General features: G+C 37.3%; 18 protein-coding genes. 10 read left to right on the top strand and 8 right to left on the bottom strand.

From position 1 onward, the window contains the following. Positions 1-789: 789 nt before the first annotated feature. The gene (gene nadA, locus L1283_RS09205) at positions 790-1,785 is read left to right on the top strand and encodes a quinolinate synthase NadA (protein ID WP_088163401.1); all 996 of its coding nucleotides are present in this window, start codon (positions 790-792) and stop codon (positions 1,783-1,785) included. A gap of 227 nt (positions 1,786-2,012) precedes the next feature. Next, positions 2,013-3,065, top strand: a complete 1,053-nt coding sequence (gene thiL, locus L1283_RS09210) for a thiamine-phosphate kinase (RefSeq protein ID WP_286831863.1) — start codon at positions 2,013-2,015, stop codon at positions 3,063-3,065. A gap of 33 nt (positions 3,066-3,098) precedes the next feature. On the opposite strand, the gene L1283_RS09215 is transcribed toward thiL, so the two are convergent. Next, the gene (locus tag L1283_RS09215; RefSeq protein ID WP_159333485.1) at positions 3,099-3,887 is read right to left on the bottom strand and encodes a segregation and condensation protein A; all 789 of its coding nucleotides are present in this window, start codon (positions 3,885-3,887) and stop codon (positions 3,099-3,101) included. Positions 3,888-4,046: 159 nt separating this feature from the next. Between L1283_RS09215 and dxs the strand changes: the two genes are divergently transcribed. Both dxs and dnaA read left to right on the top strand, forming a co-directional pair. Continuing rightward, the gene (dxs, locus tag L1283_RS09220; protein WP_159333486.1) at positions 4,047-5,975 is read left to right on the top strand and encodes a 1-deoxy-D-xylulose-5-phosphate synthase; all 1,929 of its coding nucleotides are present in this window, start codon (positions 4,047-4,049) and stop codon (positions 5,973-5,975) included. A gap of 549 nt (positions 5,976-6,524) precedes the next feature. After that, complete coding sequence (gene dnaA / locus L1283_RS09225; protein WP_046672557.1) at positions 6,525-7,949, top strand: chromosomal replication initiator protein DnaA; 1,425 nt, start codon at positions 6,525-6,527, stop codon at positions 7,947-7,949. Positions 7,950-8,098: 149 nt separating this feature from the next. On the opposite strand, the gene L1283_RS09230 is transcribed toward dnaA, so the two are convergent. The 7 genes from L1283_RS09230 to L1283_RS09260 all read right to left on the bottom strand — a co-directional run bounded on the left by L1283_RS09230 (position 8,099) and on the right by L1283_RS09260 (position 13,911). Next, a complete protein-coding gene (locus L1283_RS09230; protein WP_070562646.1) occupies positions 8,099-8,500 on the bottom strand; it encodes a hypothetical protein in 402 nt (133 codons plus the stop codon). 54 nt (positions 8,501-8,554) lie between these two features. Continuing rightward, entirely contained in the window at positions 8,555-8,938 is a 384-nt protein-coding gene (locus L1283_RS09235; protein WP_112375167.1) for a hypothetical protein, read from the bottom strand. 346 nt (positions 8,939-9,284) lie between these two features. Then, entirely contained in the window at positions 9,285-9,653 is a 369-nt protein-coding gene (locus L1283_RS09240; RefSeq protein ID WP_286803613.1) for a hypothetical protein, read from the bottom strand. Between the two features lie 161 nt (positions 9,654-9,814). Further along, positions 9,815-10,864, bottom strand: coding sequence for a tetraacyldisaccharide 4'-kinase (gene lpxK, locus L1283_RS09245; protein ID WP_070562637.1), 1,050 nt, complete (start codon positions 10,862-10,864; stop codon positions 9,815-9,817). Then, positions 10,861-11,331 carry a gliding motility lipoprotein GldH gene (locus L1283_RS09250; RefSeq protein WP_070562634.1) on the bottom strand — a complete coding sequence of 157 codons (471 nt, stop codon included), beginning with the start codon at positions 11,329-11,331 and terminating at the stop codon, positions 10,861-10,863. Before L1283_RS09250 ends, lpxK begins: the two co-directional genes overlap by 4 nt. A gap of 53 nt (positions 11,332-11,384) precedes the next feature. Then, a complete protein-coding gene (locus L1283_RS09255; protein WP_172462425.1) occupies positions 11,385-12,758 on the bottom strand; it encodes a PSP1 domain-containing protein in 1,374 nt (457 codons plus the stop codon). A gap of 10 nt (positions 12,759-12,768) precedes the next feature. Beyond that, entirely contained in the window at positions 12,769-13,911 is a 1,143-nt protein-coding gene (locus L1283_RS09260; RefSeq protein WP_070562628.1) for an ATP-binding protein, read from the bottom strand. 209 nt (positions 13,912-14,120) lie between these two features. Here L1283_RS09260 and dnaN point away from each other — a divergent pair, with 209 nt between their 5' ends. From dnaN to gmk, 6 genes are all read left to right on the top strand, one after another. After that, positions 14,121-15,242 (top strand): DNA polymerase III subunit beta, encoded by a 1,122-nt coding sequence (gene dnaN, locus L1283_RS09265; RefSeq protein WP_046672565.1) that lies wholly within the window; start codon positions 14,121-14,123, stop codon positions 15,240-15,242. 13 nt (positions 15,243-15,255) lie between these two features. Continuing rightward, positions 15,256-15,918 carry a DedA family protein gene (locus tag L1283_RS09270; protein WP_083295820.1) on the top strand — a complete coding sequence of 221 codons (663 nt, stop codon included), beginning with the start codon at positions 15,256-15,258 and terminating at the stop codon, positions 15,916-15,918. Between the two features lie 27 nt (positions 15,919-15,945). Then, entirely contained in the window at positions 15,946-16,593 is a 648-nt protein-coding gene (locus L1283_RS09275; protein WP_070562625.1) for a DedA family protein, read from the top strand. A 167-nt stretch (positions 16,594-16,760) separates the two neighbouring features. Then, on the top strand, positions 16,761-17,333 hold the full coding sequence (locus tag L1283_RS09280; RefSeq protein ID WP_429626062.1) for a CAP domain-containing protein: 573 nt from the start codon (positions 16,761-16,763) through the stop codon (positions 17,331-17,333). 83 nt (positions 17,334-17,416) lie between these two features. Beyond that, the gene (locus L1283_RS09285; protein WP_112375171.1) at positions 17,417-18,292 is read left to right on the top strand and encodes a YicC/YloC family endoribonuclease; all 876 of its coding nucleotides are present in this window, start codon (positions 17,417-17,419) and stop codon (positions 18,290-18,292) included. A 2-nt stretch (positions 18,293-18,294) separates the two neighbouring features. Beyond that, complete coding sequence (gene gmk / locus L1283_RS09290) at positions 18,295-18,864, top strand: guanylate kinase (RefSeq protein WP_070562620.1); 570 nt, start codon at positions 18,295-18,297, stop codon at positions 18,862-18,864. The last annotated feature ends 4 nt before the right edge of the window (positions 18,865-18,868 follow it).

Below are 18,868 nucleotides of genomic sequence, written 5' to 3' on the forward strand. Positions count from 1 at the left end.
TAGGGAAGATGATGATACAATATCCTATAGACGATTCTGAGAGCGTTTATTTTGCTTTCGAAGCTATTTCGTACGCTTTCAATGCTGCAGGCATATACAGTTTACTCCAAATTTACAAAATAAACCCGCTGAGAATTTGATATAAAATTATTGATCAATCCAGAATCCATTAATCTCTCCTATAAGAGCTCAAAAACGTTTTTTAATCTGAAATGTTAATAAATAAAGCTTCCTTTTGTGCTATATTTTTCATTGTTTTGTAATATGCCTAAAAACGTTCCTTAGGCTATGAAGGTTTGATGCGGATGAAACTGATTTTCGAAGATCGAAATAATGTGAAATAAACCCTTTCAGCTTTTGGTATAAATGAAGAATTTGAATAGTTTCCTAAATATTCAAGTCTAAAAGAGTTTATATGGACGTAATATTGCGTAATTAAACTTTATATAAATTAATTTAACTATTAATATTTGTAAATGTTTAATTTGTATTTTTTAAATAGGTATTTCACTGTCAGTTCTGCAAGATCATGTAATTGGGCAACAGTTGTAGCTGTTCGATCAAATTTGAAAACTGACATTATCCAATAAGCTAGACTCGGTAGATCCGTTGTAATCTATTATTGATTAATAAGAGGTTTTATATCAGTGTTTTATCTGTTATTATCTAATAATGCATCACATTCAAGCGAGCGGTATATTACCACGACCTGATTAATTTGCTTTTAATTGACTTTTATATATCTAACAATGCTTATTTTTGCTGTTCATAAAAGTTGAAACTACTCGCATGGAAATTGTAAATTATGAGCTTCAAGCAAAAGGTTATATCGATGCTCCGATTGATCCCTCACTGGATTTGATTAAAGAGATCCAACGGTTAAAGAAAGAAAAGAACGCTGTCATCTTGGCTCACTATTATCAAGAGTCTGAAATTCAAGATATAGCGGATTATATAGGAGATAGCCTTGGTTTATCCCAGGAAGCTGCGAAAACTGATGCAGATGTAATTGTTTTTGCTGGAGTACATTTCATGGCTGAGACGGCTAAAATACTTTCACCGACGAAAAAGGTTCTTCTGCCAGATGCCAAAGCAGGTTGTTCGCTATCAGATTCTTGCCCACCGCATCTTTTCGCTAAATTTAAGGAACAATATCCTGATCATTTGGTCATCACTTATGTAAACTGTACAGCGGAATTGAAAGCGCTTTCCGATATCGTATGTACCTCTAGTAACGCTGTTCAGATCGTAGAGAGCCTGCCAGCGGATCAGAAAATCATTTTTGGGCCGGATCGTAATCTCGGAGCATACGTTAAAAAGAAAACTGGACGAGATCTTGTGCTTTGGAATGGTGCATGTATGGTCCATGAAATTTTTTCTCAAGATAAAATTGATCGTTTGAAAAGCGAGCACCCTGATGCTAAGTTTATTGCCCATCCGGAGTGTGAAGATCATATACTGGCGATAGCCGATTATGTGGGATCGACTGCCGGCATGCTTAAATTTACCCAGACAGATACGGCCCAGGCTTATATTGTTGCTACAGAATCAGGTATTCTCTACCAAATGCAAAAAGCAAGTCCACATAAGACTTTTATCCCTGCACCTCCTAATAATGCCTGTGCATGTAATGATTGCCCGCATATGAAGCTTAATACGCTTGAGAAGCTATATAACTGTCTGAAGTATGAATCGCCTGAAATCCTTCTTCCCGAGGATGTTATTCTCCGAGCCCAGCGTCCTATTGAACGTATGTTGGAAATATCGGCAAGTTTAGGCTTATAGAAATCTGCATAATTTTTGATCATACCAAGATAATAACTGATTGGTTTTCAATGGTCAATAATGATTTCGTTGAGCTGTTTATATGCAGTTCAACGAAAAGAGTCCAATGTATAAGCAGGGGGGCATTGGTCTTATAGTAAAACTTATTTTGTAATGCCATCCGGATATCTCTCTGGGAGATGATTATCAGCAGGCATTACCTATATTAAACTTTTAAACTTTTTAGCATGTTTGATTTTGATAATACCGAGCGGACCAATCTAGAGGAAATGGGCGAGTTTGGACTGATTGATTATATAAGTAAGGCTGTTGAATTGACAGAGAAATCCACTGTGAAGGGGATTGGGGATGATGCGGCTGTTTTAGATTTCGAAGGTAAGAAGACTTTGGTATCGACTGATCTATTGTTGGAAGGGATTCATTTTGATCTTAGGTATGTACCATTAAAACATTTAGGTTATAAAGCTGTTCAAGTCAATTTGAGCGATATTTATGCGATGAATGGAATAGCTTCTCAAATTACCTTTTCAATCGGTATGTCCTCTAAATTTCCATTAGAAGCCGTAGAGGAAATTTATCAAGGAGCTTTGATTGCCTGTAAGAAGTATAATGTCGATTTAATCGGGGGTGACACTTCGGCTTCAACACAGGGGCTGGTTATTTCTGTGACAAGTATAGGCTATGCTGATGCAGATCAGATCGTTTATCGTAGTGGAGCACAGGAAGGAGATCTATTGTGTGTGTCCGGTGACCTCGGTGCAGCTTATATGGGCTTACAACTCTTGGAACGTGAGAAAGAGATTTATTTAGAAAATCCGAATGTACAACCTGATTTGGAAGGAAAGGATTATATCGTTGAACGCCAATTGAAACCTGAAGCCCGGAAAGACATTGTTGAATTATTTGCCAAGCTAGGGATCAAGCCCACAGCGATGATGGATATTTCGGACGGGCTTGCATCTGAAATTCTTCATATTTGCCGACAATCAGATAAAGGATGCCGATTATATGAGGAAAAAATTCCATTGGATCAGATGACTTATGATACGGGGCGGGAATTTGGCATTGATCCAACCGTAGCTGCACTTAATGGTGGTGAGGACTATGAGTTATTGTTTACAATAGCGCAATCGGATCACGATAAAATTAAGAATTTACCTGATATTAGTATTATTGGTTATATGACGCCAAGATCGGGAGGTTGTGAGATGATTTCCAAATCTGGGAATCTTTATCCGATAACGGCACAAGGCTGGAATGCATTTAAGAAAAAAGATTAATACGAAAAAGACCTGTTCAAAACAGGTCTTTTTTTATGCTTCTTCTTCCTCAAACAGGAGTTCCTCCGTCTCATTTGGATCTCTTTCACCTACATTGAAATTGTTATAGCCTAAGCCCACTTCGATCTGTAATAATCGCTGCTGGAGCATTTCGAGAATCGCTAAAAAGTTATAGACGAACTGTATTTTATTTTCTGAGTTTTTAAGAATTTCTTGAAAATCTAATTTTTTATTGATTTCAATCAGTTCGGCAATTGCTTTCTTCTGTTGTTCAATGGTGTATGGATATTTGACAACTGTATGGGTTACTTCAGGGGGACGATTACGGAATTGATACATCATTTGCTCGTAAATCATCATTAGACCATAGAGGTCGAAGCTATCCAAATTTTCTCCGGTAGAATCTAATTTTAGTCTTTGATGGATATCATAGCGTATGTTGCCTCGGCTGTATAGTTTGAGACGATTTTCTTCCAAGACTCTCAATTCTTCACAGGTCTCTTTAAATTGCTTATAGAGAATAAGTTTTTGAACAAGATCTTCTCTTAGATCGATTTCATTTTCATTGTCGTCCAGATCCAGACGAGGTAATAGCATTTTAGCTTTGATACGCATCAGTGTAGAAGCAACAAAGATAAACTCGCTTGCCATTTCCATATTGAGCGCTTGCATTTGGCTCACATACGATAAAAAATCATCTGTAATCTTTGAAATCGGTATATCGTGGATATTTAGTTCATCCCGTTCGATAAAAAATAATAATAAATCAAAAGGTCCCTCAAATTGAGGAAGCTTGATTTCGTAGCCTTCTTCTACTTGCATATCTTATACAAATTTACATATAAAATCTTTTGGAATAACTTCGATACAAACTATTCATTATTTTATTTGTTGTTCATCAATATGTAAATGCGATTTATTTTAAAGATTAAATAAAATTGTCGTTACTTTGTACGAACATATCATGTAAATAGCAGTACTATGCAGTTTGAGGCTGGAGAACTATTAAGTAAAATAAACGATCCCTCTGATCTTAAAAAGCTAAAGGAAGACCAATTAGAACAGTTAAGTCAGGAATTACGTCAATTTATTATTGATCAGGTTTCGGTTAATGGTGGTCACTTTGCAGCAAGTTTGGGAGTCGTCGAGTTAACGGTGGCGTTACATTACGTAATGAATACCCCATACGATCAATTGATTTGGGATGTAGGTCATCAGGCTTATGGGCATAAAATCCTAACGGGGCGTCGCGATATATTTCATACAAATCGAATTGAGAACGGAATTTCGGGTTTTCCTAACCGTTTTGAATCTCAATACGATGCATTTGGTGTTGGACACTCGTCAACATCTATTTCTGCAGCATTAGGCATGGCAGTCGCTTCCCAAATAAAGGGTGAAAAGGATCGTCAGCATATCGCGGTTATCGGTGATGGTGCCTTGACTGGTGGAATGGCATTTGAAGCACTTAATCATGCCGGTATTTCGAAATCAAACCTTTTGGTTATTCTGAATGACAACTGCATGTCCATTGACCCTAATGTAGGCGCATTGAAGGAGTATTTGACAAGTATAACAACCTCCAAGCGCTATAATCGTTTTAGAGACGATATCGCAGCTGTATTGACCAAGATTTCGGAAGTTGGTCCAAATGCACTTGGTATTGCCAAAAAATTGGAAAAAAGCATAAAGGGAACTTTATTAAAAAATGCCAATCTCTTTGAATCTTTAAATTTTAGATATTTTGGACCGGTTGATGGGCATGATGTCAAGAAATTGGCTAAGACCCTTGAAGACCTTAAGCATATACCGGGGCCTAAATTATTGCATGCCGTCACCATCAAAGGAAAAGGTTTTGCGCTAGCTGAAAAAGATCAGACGAAATGGCATGCTCCAGGTCTATTCGATAAAATTACGGGTGAGATCAAGAAGTCTTTGAATGATAAACCGGTAGCACCTAAATTTCAAGATGTTTTTGGACATACTTTAGTTGAGCTTGCGGAAGAAAATGATAAGATTGTGGGGATCACGCCTGCAATGCCTTCTGGTTCTTCCATGAACATTATGATGAAAGCTATGCCTGGCCGTGCATTTGACGTTGGTATTGCTGAGCAGCATGCAGTTACATTCAGTGCGGGACTCGCAACACAGGGATTATTACCATTCTGTAATATCTATTCGTCGTTTATGCAACGCGCTTATGATCAAGTCATCCATGATGTTGCATTACAAAATCTGAATGTTGTTTTCTGTTTGGATCGTGCGGGAGTGGTCGGTGCGGATGGTGCGACACATCATGGCGCTTATGATATCGCTTTTATGCGCTGTGTTCCAAATATGACGGTTTCTGCGCCGATGAATGAGGAAGAGTTACGAAATTTAATGTATACAGCGCAGTTACCCAATAAAGGTCCGTTTGTTATTAGATATCCTAGAGGAAATGGTGTTATGCCAGACTGGCGTCGCCCATTTACAGAAATAGAAATAGGAAAGGGGCGTCTTATATCAGCAGGTGAGGAGCTTGCTATCTTAAGTTTTGGAGCGATAGGAAATGAAGCTGTTAAAGCGGTACAGCAGTTAAATGAACTGGGAATACATCCAGCGCATTATGATCTTCGATTTGCTAAACCATTGGATGAAGCTTTGCTTCATCAGGTCTTTCAGAAATTTGATAAAATTATCACGGTTGAAGATGGAAGTTTACAGGGGGGCATAGGTTCGGCTGTATTGGAGTTTATGGCCGATCACGGATATCATAGCCAGGTTGTTCGTTTGGGTATTCCGGATAAGATCATTGAGCATGCTGAACAAAATGCACAGTGGAAGCATGCACACTACGATGCTGATGCTATCGTATCAGAAGCCAAAAAACTTTGCAATGGAAAATTGACCAGCTCAATGGTCGGATAAGAGCTATACATTTGAAAAATGAAAAAGGAGATCAATTTTGATCTCCTTTTTCATTTTTCAAGGGTAGGGATGTTTGAATTTAGAACTCATCTCATCTGTTACAATTTGTTTTTTTCTGTCCTATAATCCGCATTGATTTTTGTTTTAAGGTTGTGCGTAAATAACTTTAATAGTCCTCTGACAATGATGTTAAGTTGGCTTTAAATTCTTATAAATTTAATATTAAAAATATATGAACTAAAGATTGTAATTAGCTATTATTTTGGTTAATTTAGATTTAGACCTTAAGGACTGATAGGTAGTAAGTTTGCTACTTTTTTTGTTCTTTTTTTTGAAATAAATTTGGAATGTTAATAATTATTTTTAGAGATCAATTTTAGCGCTAGTTTTCCACAATTTTACACGGTAAAATACTGATATATAATGTATTATCAATTATTTTATATTTTAGTTTTTTAGCTGATTTTTTTTTGTCATCTTCGTTCTCAGAGAAAGTTATCAACATATTTTTTGTCGCGTATTGTAAATCAACTTATTAACAATTTTAGAATGGAAAAAACGTATTCAAGTGTCTGGAATAATTGTCTTTCGATTATCAAAGATAATATACCAGCACAAAGTTTCAAGACCTGGTTTGAACCTGTGAAAGCAGTCCGTTTGGAGGGTGACGTTTTGACTATTCAAGTGCCTAGCTTATTTTTTTATGAGTGGTTGGAAGAACACTATGTAGGAATTCTTCGCAAGACCGTAAAGAAATTCCTAGGAGAACAAGGTAGATTGGAATACAATATTGTAGTGGAGAAGTCTTCAGCTTCTCATCCTTATACGACTAATCTTCCATCGAATGGCAATGGAGCAGAAGGGAAAAGGCAATCTATCCCTGTGCCGGTATCTTTAAATAGGGATATCAAAAATCCGTTTGTTATTCCTGGATTGAAAAAATTGCAGGTTGATCCGCAATTGAATCAAAACTATACATTCGAAAATTTTATCGAAGGTGAGTGTAACCGTCTTGCTCGTTCTGCAGGATATGCTGTGGCGAATAAACCGGGTGGTACTTCATTCAACCCTTTGATGATTTATGGTGATGTTGGTTTAGGAAAGACACACCTTGCCCAAGCAATCGGAAATGAAATCAAGAGAAATCTTCCCGATAAACTGGTCATTTATGTGTCTTGTGAAAAATTCTGTCAACAGTTTGTGGATTCATTGAAAAATAACACAATCAATGACTTCGTTAACTTTTATCAAGCAATGGATGTCATCATTATGGATGATGTGCATAATTTTGCTGGTAAAGAAAAAACACAGGATATTTTCTTCCATATTTTTAATCATTTGCATCAATCTGGAAAGCAGATTATTTTAACTTCAGACAAGGCACCTAAGGATTTAGCTGGTTTGGAGGAACGTTTGCTTAGTCGTTTTAAATGGGGGTTATCTGCAGATATTCAGATTCCTGATCTTGAGACGAGAATGGCAATTTTGAAGAAGAAGATGTATTCTGACGGTATTGACTTACCTGAAAATGTAGTGGAATATGTCGCAACACAAATCGATAACAGTGTTCGTGAATTGGAAGGAGCTATGGTTTCATTATTGGCTCAATCTACATTGAACAAGAAAGAGATCGATTTGGGTTTAGCAAAATCGATGTTGAAGAACTTTGTGAAGAATACCCATAAGGAAATTTCAATGGATTTTATTCAGAAATTAGTTTGTGAATATTTTGAAGTTCCTGTAGATATGGTAAAGTCGAAAGTTAGGAAGCGTGAAATCGTGCAGGCCAGGCAAATTTCGATGTATTTAGCAAAAGCTCATACCAAATCTTCACTAAAATCGATCGGAGCTTTCTTCGGAGGAAGAGACCACTCGACAGTCATTTATGCATGTCAAACCGTAGAGGATTTAATTGAAACTGACAAGAAATTTAAGACTTATGTAAGTGACATTATGAAAAAATTGAAATCTTAATGTCAATTACCGTAAGCAGTAAACAAAAGGGGCTGTCCAAGATGATTGGATAGCCCTTTTTTAATGCATTTAAGCTCTTGTAAGGTATTAAAAAACCTCTGGACATAATCTAGTCTAGAGGTTTTTCATTCTTAATAGAACGATTGTTGTTATTGATTGCTCTGTCCGTTGCCGGATTCGTTTTGTTCAGTTTTTTCTTGAGTCGCAGGAATACTTACTGGGGGTCTCTCTGTGACATATTTCTGATAAGCTGTCTTTTGTTCATCGGTGAGCAGTTGTGCTATCTTAGTATCGGATTCACCTTGAATTTTGGTTATGCTTTCCTTTTTGGCATCAGCTGTAGCTGTCGCGTCCTGGATAACGGCTGCAATAGCCTTTTCTTGGTTTAATACGATGGTTGACACAGCTGTTTTTTGCTCTTCGTTTAATGTTAGCTTTGTCACTAATTCGGTCACCACTTTGGTTGCATTCTCTTCTGGGGTTGTTTGTTGTGCAAATGTTAGGCTCATTGCTAGAAAGAAACCTATACCTGTTAAAAATAGCTTTTTCATGATGTTTAATTTTAGATGAAATTATTCAATGTTTATTCTCTATTTTTTTCACTATTAACGCGTGGGGTCAGTTGTTACTGGTTGTTTTGTCCCAGGGGCTGATTTCGCCGGTCTCTCAGCAATTATTTTTTGGTAAAGTGCTTTTTGATCCTCGGTTAGCAGCTGGCTGACTTTGGTGTCTACCTCGCTTTGAAGCTTATTTAGTGCTTCATTTTTTACTTCAGCAGAGGAGCTACTGTCTTTTGTTATCGTTTGCTCGGTTTTTGCCTGATCCAATAATATAGTTGATACTGCAGTCTTTTGCTCATCATTCAGATTCAGTTTCTGAACAAGTTCAGTTGTTGCTTTTGCCGCAGTTTCCTCCGGAGTACCCTGTTGGGCAAATGTTAGGCTGAGGGCCAAAAAGAATCCGATTCCTGTTAAAATTAGCTTTTTCATATCTATTGTATTTAAAAAGTTACAATTAAACTGTTTTACTATAAAACTTTGAATTGGTATTTATATTGTATTAAAGTTGTTACTTTAACAAATTTTTAACACAGGATAATGTGTTAATAGATTGTAAAACAATACGTTGGTTTTGTTTAGGATAAACAAAACAAGGTAACGATGATTTATCCGATGCCGGATATCTTGTTCGGCGCGATCACCTCGTGATGATTAAAATATACTGCATTGACTAAGACTTGTATGGGTAAATAATGGTATACACAAAATAGATACAAGCAATAAAAAAGGCCCCTGTACATAAAACAAGAGCCTTTCTTTAAAAGAATTTTAATCATTAATTATCGGAACGTTTAGACATTCTTTCCTTCATTTTTTCTTGTTGTTCGTCAAATAACTTACCTTGTTCGGGACTAAGCCAAGATTTGATCTTAGCTGTTTGTATTTCCTGAAGCTGTTTGAATTTTTCCATATTTGCCTTGCGATCTCTGCCATCGTTTCGAAGAGCAGCCCGTTGTTGCGCTTGGGTCAATGTAAGGTTATAGATCGAATCCTTTTGTGTTTGATTGAGGCTAAGTAATTTGTCAAGATGCTCTACACGCATTTTAGCTTGTTCCTCAGGACTGCGTTGTTGACGTTGTTGCGCAAAAACTCCTGTAGCGCTTAATAATAAACAGGCTACTGCCATTAAAATTTTCTTTTTCATCTTTGTATAGTTTATATCATGAATGCCAATCATTGTAATTGTGCACTCTATTTGTTTATTGTCCATCCCTATGGACCGAAAAGACTTTTAAATAGTTTCGTTTACCTATTGAATATAAATTTGAGGAAAAAGTCTAGTATAGCAATTTATCTTAACAAAATTTAAGGTTGATTAACACTTTGAGCTACTGCATTATGGATTGTTTTAAGGAATAGTTCTTTATGGATAGGATCATGAAATTGTAGGCCTATTGGAAGATAGGCCAAATCAATAGCCGCCAATTGTTGTTGAAATGGTTTTAACCGCTGAAAGTCTTTTTCGGTAGTCAACAGCATTTTGTTACTACTAGCTAGGCTTCGGTAGGATTTTGTAATTTGTTCAATATCTGATTCACTAAAAGTATGATGATCCCCAAAAGATAGGTGTTTGACCAAATTTGCCTTCTTTTTGATATAATCCACGAGCGGTTGCGGTTTGGCAATGCCTGTAACCAAAATAACATCGCTGTCGTTGAAATCGATCGTATTTCCGACGCTGTCAATGGCTTGAAAGTAATTTATATGGCTAAAAGTAATTAATGCGTTCTTATTATAGCGTCTGATTTTATGTTCTATACGCTTTTTATCAGGGTTCGAGAGATCTATTGGACATTTGGTAATTGTTATAATCTGCGCCCGTTTGGCTTCAATCAGTAAGTCCCTAAAGTTTCCTGTAGGAAAAACAAACATGGGACTACCAAATGATAAAAAATCAAACAATAGAATATTAAAAAGCGGCGATAATTTTCGATGCTGATAGGCATCATCCAGAATAATCAGTTGATGATCTGATTGAAGTTTTTCTATTCCCGTACAGCGGTCTTCACAAACCGCAACGGTAACCGATGGAAATTTATTTTTGAATTGTAAGGGTTCATCGCCAACATTGTTTGCTAGCGAATCGGTCTTTACCAAATGAAATCCGCTAGTCACCCGCCCATAGCCTCGACTAAGTATTGCTGTTTTATACTGATCTTTGAGGCTCGAAACAACAAATTCAGTCATTGGGCTTTTTCCTGTACCTCCGACAGAAAGGTTACCGATTACAATCGTGGGAATTTCAAATGACTTTGAGCTGAGCAGCTTGAAATCGTATAGTCTATTTCTTAGCCATACGATTAAGCCGTATAGGATCGAAAAGGGGAATAATAGATAACGTAAAAAAGCAATCATTTTGGAATAACCGTTAGTCCGACGTCGGTGATTTCTTTCAACGGATTTTCTTTCATATTCTGCATGATGGAAATAGTATACATACCTGTATCCGGAAATAGGTAATCTTTATGGATTATGGATTGGTTATTATATAAGCTCCCTGAGGATTTTCCGAGCCATTTTCCATCGGATCGAGCCATTTTTATTTCTTTGCGGAAAATAGATTGCTTCTTATCTGGACCACGTTGGTAGATCAGGATAAAAAGGTTCGAAAAGGCATATTCCGGTGTATGACGGACATCCATTAATACATCATATCGTTTGGCTTTATCGCTAATATGAAATTGAAAGCTAGACGGTGATGTATTCAACCAAGCTTTATTATCAATGGGTTTGTTATCATTTATAATGGAAGTCTGTTCACAAGAACCCCCTATGCAAATACATAATATACCAATAAGAAATGGTGTGCGTTTGAGTCTCATGTTTATTTATAAAAAGAATATGCCTAATGGGTTAAAATTAGGCATATTTTTTTTTATTCTGCTTTTGGAGCAGCATTGTTGTTATTACCTTTGTTTTTATTCCGATGGCGGTTAAAACGTTTCTTTGGTCTATTCCCACCTTCTTTATTGTCTTTATTCACCGTAGGTGCTGTAGAATCGTTCGCTACCTGAGGTTTTCCCCCTTGTTTGGGTGGATTTGGGTCCGACTTTTCAGTCTTTTGTCCAGCCTTATTTTCCGGTTTGACTGTGTTGCTTTTTGATTTTCTTTTTTTCTTTCTTTTATTCCGATCATCAAGTCGCGTTAAGCTATCTTGGCCGACCACATTTTCATAATCGTAGTTGATATTTTTCTCTTCTCTGACTTCATCGTTATCTACTGCACTCGAAATAGCTTCCGGTTTGATTCCCTGCTTATTCATTTCGACAAGCTCTTTGACTTGTTGAACGGGGATGGCAATCCAATTTTCAGCTCCAGGAAAAGAGAACCACATCATTTTCTTGAAGATATCGGTCTTTTGAAGATAAGCAACTCCTTTTTGTGTTTCGATGCGGTCGATATTATTTGGGATGTCTTTTAAAGCATCCATGTAGCTATCCAATTCATAATTGAGACAGCATTTTAATTTTCCGCATTGGCCCGCTAATTTTAACGTATTCAACGAAAGATTTTGATAACGTGCTGCCGATGTAGAAACCGTTTTGAAATCCGTTAACCAGGTTGAACAGCAAAGTTCGCGACCACAGGAGCCGATGCCACCGAGGCGGCTAGCTTCTTGTCGCATACCTATCTGGCGCATTTCTATGCGTATCCTGAAAGATTCGGCCATTTTTTTGATAAGCTCACGGAAATCCACGCGGCCCTCAGCTGTGTAGTAGAAGGTAGCCTTGGTTTTATCACCCTGGTAGTCAACATCAGAAATCTTCATGGACAAACCCAGGTCCAAAGCCAGTTTACGGGCTTTGTGCATCGTTTCCCATTCGAGATCTTTTGCTGCGTTATACTTCTCTACATCCATTTCATTGGGCTTCCGATAGATTTTTTTAGTTACCATTTCTGGGGTAACATTGTTCTTTTTTAATTGTAGTCTGACCAATTCACCTGTTAAGGAGACATGTCCGACATCATAGCCACCGGTAGAAGGTTCTACGACCACCATTTCCCCCATTTCTAGGTAGGTATTGTCTACATTAATAAAGAAATCTTTTCGTGATCCCTTGAATCGTACTTCGACGATATTAAATGGTTTATAGTTTGAAGGCATATCCATATCGGAAAGCCAGTCATATACATCTAATTTATTACATCCGCTAGTCATGCAAGAGCCATTGTTCTGACATCCTGCTGGTGTACCATTTGTCGTGGTAGTACCGCAACCTCCGCCGGATGAGCAACTGCCACATCCCATAGTTTTCTATTTATATATATTGAGTTCCTTTCGGAAACGTTTTGTACTTGTATATTAATGTTAACTGCAAAGATAAATCTAAAAATAATATTTTGGGATTTGCATTTCTTTCTACAAAATAATGTGTTTCCTCAAATAGATTTATTGTTGCTTCAATTTGCTCAACGGTATAGTGTACTGCAAATTTCTGAACAAAATCCAATTCTTTGGCCGGTAAGAACACTAAACTGGAAAGCCCTTCTTTGATTAATATAATTTGACGCATCATATTAATTGCATAAAAAAGAAAGCTTTTTTGGTTTTCTCGCCCCATTTTTGAGAGTTCTTCTTCCACTAACGAGATCATATTGGTTCCAGCATCTGAAACAATGAAACGCAACCAATTGACTAAAATGCCAAAATGATTATTTGTTTGCGATTGAATTTGATTCATGGCTTCTTGCAGGTTTCCATCCGCTATAAACGCAATTTCAGCTGATTCCTGATCCGAAAGATGATATACGCTCTTGAGATGTTGTGCGACCTCCATGTGATCCAACTTCTTTATTTTGACCAATTGCGTACGTGATATGATCGTATTTAATATTTTGTCCTGATTTTCTGCAACTAGAATAAAGAGCGTTTTTTCGGGTGGTTCTTCGATTAACTTTAACAGCGCATTGCCTTGTGTGTCCAAGTATTCGGGCAACCACATAATTAAAACTTTATATTCCGCTTCAAAGGACTTTAGGCTTAATTTTTTGATGATACCATGCGCCTCTGCAATATTGATATTCACCTGTTTATTGTCCGCATCCAACTGATTGCGCCAATATTCCAGTCCCATGTAGGGATTGGATAGAAAAGATTTTCGCCAGCTGTCCGCATAATCTGTTGCTGTATCTTCCTTATGCTTGGCTATAAAAGGATACGACATGTGAAGATCAGGGTGGATCAGTTTGCTATATTTTCGACACGATGGACATTCGCCACAACTGTCTGTCAATTGCCGGTTTTCGCAATTCAAAAACTGCGCATAAGCATAAGCAAGAGCAAGGCTGCCTGAACCCTCAGGACCAAGAAATAATTGCGCGTGACTCACACGGTTTTCTTGAACTGTGCGAACTAAATGTTCCTTGATGTCTTTGTGCCCAATGATCTCTTTAAACTGCATACAATACTGCTATTATACAAATGTAATAAATATTGTGATTTATTGGGCCCAATTTGCTTTCTATACTTTTGGCGCTGTGCTTATTAATTGAAATACAATTGCTTATTTGAACGATTGAAATCGCCTGATGTGGAAAGAAAGGCGCCCATAAAACTGAAAAATATTGATTAATTTGTGTATTATTGCACATAATAATTAGTATTCAGGAAATGAGATTCATTGTATCAACATCAATTTTATTAAAGCAGTTACAAGCTATCAATGGTGCATCCAGTACAAGTACTGTTTTGCCAATCTTGGAAAACTTTCTTTTTGAAATAAAAGACAATAACTTGACTATTTCTGCTACGGATCTGCAAACAAGTATGGTTACTTCTTTACAGATCGAAGCAAAGGAAGAGGGAAGAGTAGCCATGCCGTCGAAGATTTTGATCGAGACATTAAAAACTTTGCCAGATCAACCAGTAGCATTTTCAGTAGACATGAATACCTTGGCTATTGAGATCAGTGCCGGTGATGGGAAATATAAATTGAGTGGAGAGAATGCTGACGATTTTCCTAAAATTCCTTCAATAGATAATGGTTCAGTCATTCAGATGCCAGCGCCTATTCTGTCTGAAGCAATCAGTAAGACGATCTTTGCCGTCAGTAATGATGAGTTGAGGCCTGCTATGTCTGGTGTTTTGGTCCAATTAGCTGAAAAGAATGTGACTTTTGTCTCTACTGATGCGCACAAGTTAGTGCGTTATTCAAGAACGGATATCGGAGCGGAGAAACCCGCATCCCTTATTTTACCGAAAAAAGCACTTTCTTTACTTAAATCTTCATTGCCATCCGATGATATTACAGTATCTATTGAATATAATCAAACCAATGCATTCTTTAGCTTTGGTAATATCAATTTGATCTGTCGGTTGATTGATGAGCGTTACCCAGATTATGCTGCTGTAATTCCTCAAGTCAATCCAAATAAGTTGACTGTCGATAGACTATTGTTTTTAAATACATTGAGACGGGTGGTGATTTTCGCTAATAAAACCACACATCAGGTTCGCCTAAAGATCTCGGGTAGTGAATTGCATATCTCTGCAGAAGATCTTGATTTCTCGAATGAAGCGCATGAACGTTTATCCTGTCAATTTGAAGGCGATGATATGGAAATTGGTTTCAACGCTAAATTCTTGGTCGAGATGTTAAATAACTTGGAAAGTGAAGAAGTTGTTTTGGAGATGAGTACACCAAATCGTGCTGGTTTATTGATTCCGGCTGTATCTGAAGATCATGAAGATATTTTGATGTTGGTGATGCCGGTTATGTTAAACAACGCTTAATCGTCTTTTCGCTTTGGAAATAGTTACGCATCTTATTGACTTTATTCTCCATATCGATAAACATTTGGTTGAAATAGTCAATGATTATCAGACTTGGACATACCTTATTCTGTTTCTCATCATTTTTGTAGAAACTGGAGTGGTTGTAATGCCTTTTTTACCAGGAGATTCGTTGTTGTTTGCTGCAGGTATGCTTGCCGCACAACCGAATGATCTTAACGTATGGTTGATGATTCTCATTTTATTGATCGCCGCAGTTTCTGGAGATTCCTTAAATTATGCTATCGGTAAACATTTTGGTATGCGCCTTACAAGATTTAAGCTCTTTGGTAAACAGGTTGTCAAAGACGAGCAAATTGCCAAAACACATTCTTTTTATGAGAAATATGGCAGTAAAACAATTGTTATCGCTCGCTTTGTACCAATCGTACGGACCTTGGCGCCTTTTGTTGGTGGTATTGGAAGGATGAATTATGGTACTTTCATTACCTATAATGTCGTAGGTGCCGTCTTGTGGGTGGGAGGTATAACCCTAGCAGGATACTTTTTAGGAAATATCCCTATTATAAGAGATAACTTCTCGAAGGTCGTATTGATTATTATTTTTATATCCATATTGCCAATAATCTTCGAGCTTGTAAAAGAAAAGATAAAAACTAAAAAGGGAATCCAATAAGATTCCCTTTTTTTATAGATCAAAAAAATGGAATTCATTTCACAGCTTATTGATTTTATCCTGCATATCGATCAGCATCTATTGCAACTGATCAATAGTTATGAAAATTGGACTTATCTGATTTTGTTTTTAATCATTTTTGCGGAGACAGGATTTGTTGTTACCCCATTCCTCCCTGGTGACTCCGTTTTATTTGCCTTGGGAGCAATCATTGCCCGTCCGGATTGTCAGCTTTCCTTACCATTATTTATAGTCATTCTTATTTTTGCCGCTATCTTCGGTGATTTTGTGAATTATGAAATTGGCAAATATTTTGGAGTTCGGGTTTTTAAGCCTGGATCAAGGTTATTTAAACCGGCTTATCTGCAAAAAACGCAAGATTTCTATGCTAAGCATGGAACAAGGACTATTGTATATGCCCGATTCGTACCGATTATAAGGACTTTTGCACCATTTGTGGCAGGCATTGGCCGTATGCCCTATACAACCTTCGGGAAATATAATATACTTGGGGGCATATTATGGGTTTCATTATTTATTTTGGCTGGCTATTATTTTGGACAAATACCATTTTTTAAGCATAATTTTTCCCTTGTTATTTTGGCGGTTATCTTTATTAGCTTAATACCCATGCTTATACAGTTTTTTTCGCAGACAAAAACAAAAAAAGATTAAACGTTACATACTAAATGCAGTCTTTTAAGGTTAAAGGATTGGTACGAAATATCCCTATCAAAAAGTACAAACATTGCCTATAAACAAGAGGTTAGACTCTATAAAAGCGAAGGGGAGACGATAGTTTGGATATCTCGTCAGCTCACTCAAGAAGATATTATTTACGTATGAACTATTTGGTTTTAGCATTTACCCTGCTTTTTACACAGTCTATTTTTGCCCAACGTATCGTTGTCGATCATCATCAGGCGACCGAGGCCTATGAATTACTGAACAAAATCCGTACGAATCCAGAACGGTATAAGAAAGAGCTGAAGCTCTTCAACTTGCAGAAGATTAAACGGACCAAACTCAATTGGAATAAGGAGTTGGCGGAGGTTGCAGTTTATCGGGCAAAAGATATGGCCAAGCGCTCCTATTTTGACCATGTTTCACCTGAGGGGTATGGACCAAATTATTTCATTGACGAAGCCGGATATCAACTTAACCCAACATGGCTGTCCAAACTAAATGCAAACAATTTTGAGTCTATTGCGGCCAACCGATCTAGTGCTACCGCTGGCATTAAGGCTCTAATTATTGGAAAGGAAGCTCCGGGTTATCATCATCGCACACATTTACTGGGCATGGATCAGTGGAATGCTTCGCTATACGATGTCGGAATTGGTTACGTCGAGTGTAAAGGTGCCAAACCTTATGAAAGTTATTTAGTTGTTATCATAGCCAAGCACGACTGGTAGATAAATGAAAGGTAATTTGGGGAGTATCAGCAATTAATCGACGCAGGGTATTCAATTTTTACTGAAAAGTCATACCTTTGCATATGATAAAATCCATGACAGGATATGGCACGGCTTCCGCTGATAACGGTAAAGTTAAATATAGTGTCGAAATAAAGTCCTTAAATTCAAAATTCCTTGAATTAAATCTTCGCTTGCCCAAAGTTGTTTCGGACAAAGAATTGACCCTGCGCACTGAGAGCAGTAAACTTATTGAGCGTGGTAAAGTGAACATGAATGTAACTGTTGAATACACGGATCAAACGGCGAAGGCATCTTCTATTAATGCTGATTTACTCAAAAAATATTACAGTCAATTGCAGCAGATCGCTTTGGAACTTAACGATACCAATGTCAATCTGTTTGAACTGGCGTTAAATATGCCTGAGGTAATTACCAATAATGATGATTCCGTTGATGATGAAGAATCCAAAGTATTGATGGATGCTTTCTATGATGCGGTCAAACGTTTTACTACATTTCGTGAAGACGAGGGTAATGTGCTTGCTGGAGATTTAAAGAAGCGCGCGGAGCTTATTTTAACTTACCTTGGAGAAGTAGAGGCCTTAGAAGTAGAACGTATTCCTTTGATCAGACAGCGTATTGAACAATTTTTAAATGATACGGTGGGTAAAGATAATGTGGATCAGAACCGATTTGAACAGGAGTTGGTTTACTACATTGACAAATTGGATGTGACCGAAGAAAAAGTCCGGTTGCGCGCCCATTGCAATTACTTTTTAAAGGCATTTGATTCTGCGGATTCAAACGGGAAAAAATTGGGATTTATTTCACAAGAAATGGGGCGGGAGATCAATACCTTAGGTTCCAAAGCTAACCATGCCGGCATTCAACAGATCGTGGTCAGAATGAAAGAAGAATTGGAAAAAATAAAAGAGCAATTGCTCAACGTATTATAAGAATGAGCGGTAAATTAATTATATTCTCGGCACCATCGGGAGCTGGAAAAACGACAATAGTAAGAGATCTTTTAAGTAAACACGGTGATAAGATTGAATTTTCCATTTCAGCAAGTACACGTGATCCAAGAGGGCAGGAGGTAAATGGAAAGGACTACTATTTTATGTCGAAAGAAGAATTTTTGCATAAGGTAGCAAAACAGGAGTTTATCGAATTTGAGGAAGTATATTCAGGGACTTTCTATGGTACTTTGCGTTCAGAAATTGAGCGTATTTGGAAAGAAGGTAAACATGTTATTTTTGATATCGACGTTGTCGGTGGATTACGTTTGAAATCAAAATTCCCAGAACAGGCAATTTCTATTTTCGTACAACCGCCATCATTGGAGGTGCTTAAGGAGCGTTTGACAGGACGTGGAACGGATTCGGAAGAAAAGCTGAAAGAGCGTTTTGCGAAAGCAGAATTGGAACTTACCTATGCCAATAAATTTGATGTCATATTGAACAATTTTGATTTAGCTACAGCATGTGCCGATGCGGAAGAAATTGTCATGGGATTTATCAATAAATAAGTTC

The organism is Sphingobacterium sp. HSC-15S19 (genome assembly GCF_050433745.1).
Taxonomy (GTDB): Bacteria; Bacteroidota; Bacteroidia; order Sphingobacteriales; family Sphingobacteriaceae; genus Sphingobacterium; species Sphingobacterium siyangense.

What these genes read in the sequence shown, in the direction of transcription:
- nadA (WP_088163401.1), top strand. Translation starts at nt 790, where the DNA reads ATGGAAATTGTAAATTATGAGCTTCAAGCAAAAGGTTATATCGATGCT.
- thiL (WP_286831863.1), top strand. Translation starts at nt 2,013, where the DNA reads ATGTTTGATTTTGATAATACCGAGCGGACCAATCTAGAGGAAATGGGC.
- L1283_RS09215 (WP_159333485.1), bottom strand. Translation starts at nt 3,887, where the DNA reads ATGCAAGTAGAAGAAGGCTACGAAATCAAGCTTCCTCAATTTGAGGGA.
- dxs (WP_159333486.1), top strand. Translation starts at nt 4,047, where the DNA reads ATGCAGTTTGAGGCTGGAGAACTATTAAGTAAAATAAACGATCCCTCT.
- dnaA (WP_046672557.1), top strand. Translation starts at nt 6,525, where the DNA reads ATGGAAAAAACGTATTCAAGTGTCTGGAATAATTGTCTTTCGATTATC.
- L1283_RS09230 (WP_070562646.1), bottom strand. Translation starts at nt 8,500, where the DNA reads ATGAAAAAGCTATTTTTAACAGGTATAGGTTTCTTTCTAGCAATGAGC.
- L1283_RS09235 (WP_112375167.1), bottom strand. Translation starts at nt 8,938, where the DNA reads ATGAAAAAGCTAATTTTAACAGGAATCGGATTCTTTTTGGCCCTCAGC.
- L1283_RS09240 (WP_286803613.1), bottom strand. Translation starts at nt 9,653, where the DNA reads ATGAAAAAGAAAATTTTAATGGCAGTAGCCTGTTTATTATTAAGCGCT.
- lpxK (WP_070562637.1), bottom strand. Translation starts at nt 10,864, where the DNA reads ATGATTGCTTTTTTACGTTATCTATTATTCCCCTTTTCGATCCTATAC.
- L1283_RS09250 (WP_070562634.1), bottom strand. Translation starts at nt 11,331, where the DNA reads ATGAGACTCAAACGCACACCATTTCTTATTGGTATATTATGTATTTGC.
- L1283_RS09255 (WP_172462425.1), bottom strand. Translation starts at nt 12,758, where the DNA reads ATGGGATGTGGCAGTTGCTCATCCGGCGGAGGTTGCGGTACTACCACG.
- L1283_RS09260 (WP_070562628.1), bottom strand. Translation starts at nt 13,911, where the DNA reads ATGCAGTTTAAAGAGATCATTGGGCACAAAGACATCAAGGAACATTTA.
- dnaN (WP_046672565.1), top strand. Translation starts at nt 14,121, where the DNA reads ATGAGATTCATTGTATCAACATCAATTTTATTAAAGCAGTTACAAGCT.
- L1283_RS09275 (WP_070562625.1), top strand. Translation starts at nt 15,946, where the DNA reads ATGGAATTCATTTCACAGCTTATTGATTTTATCCTGCATATCGATCAG.
- L1283_RS09280 (WP_429626062.1), top strand. Translation starts at nt 16,761, where the DNA reads ATGAACTATTTGGTTTTAGCATTTACCCTGCTTTTTACACAGTCTATT.
- L1283_RS09285 (WP_112375171.1), top strand. Translation starts at nt 17,417, where the DNA reads ATGATAAAATCCATGACAGGATATGGCACGGCTTCCGCTGATAACGGT.
- gmk (WP_070562620.1), top strand. Translation starts at nt 18,295, where the DNA reads ATGAGCGGTAAATTAATTATATTCTCGGCACCATCGGGAGCTGGAAAA.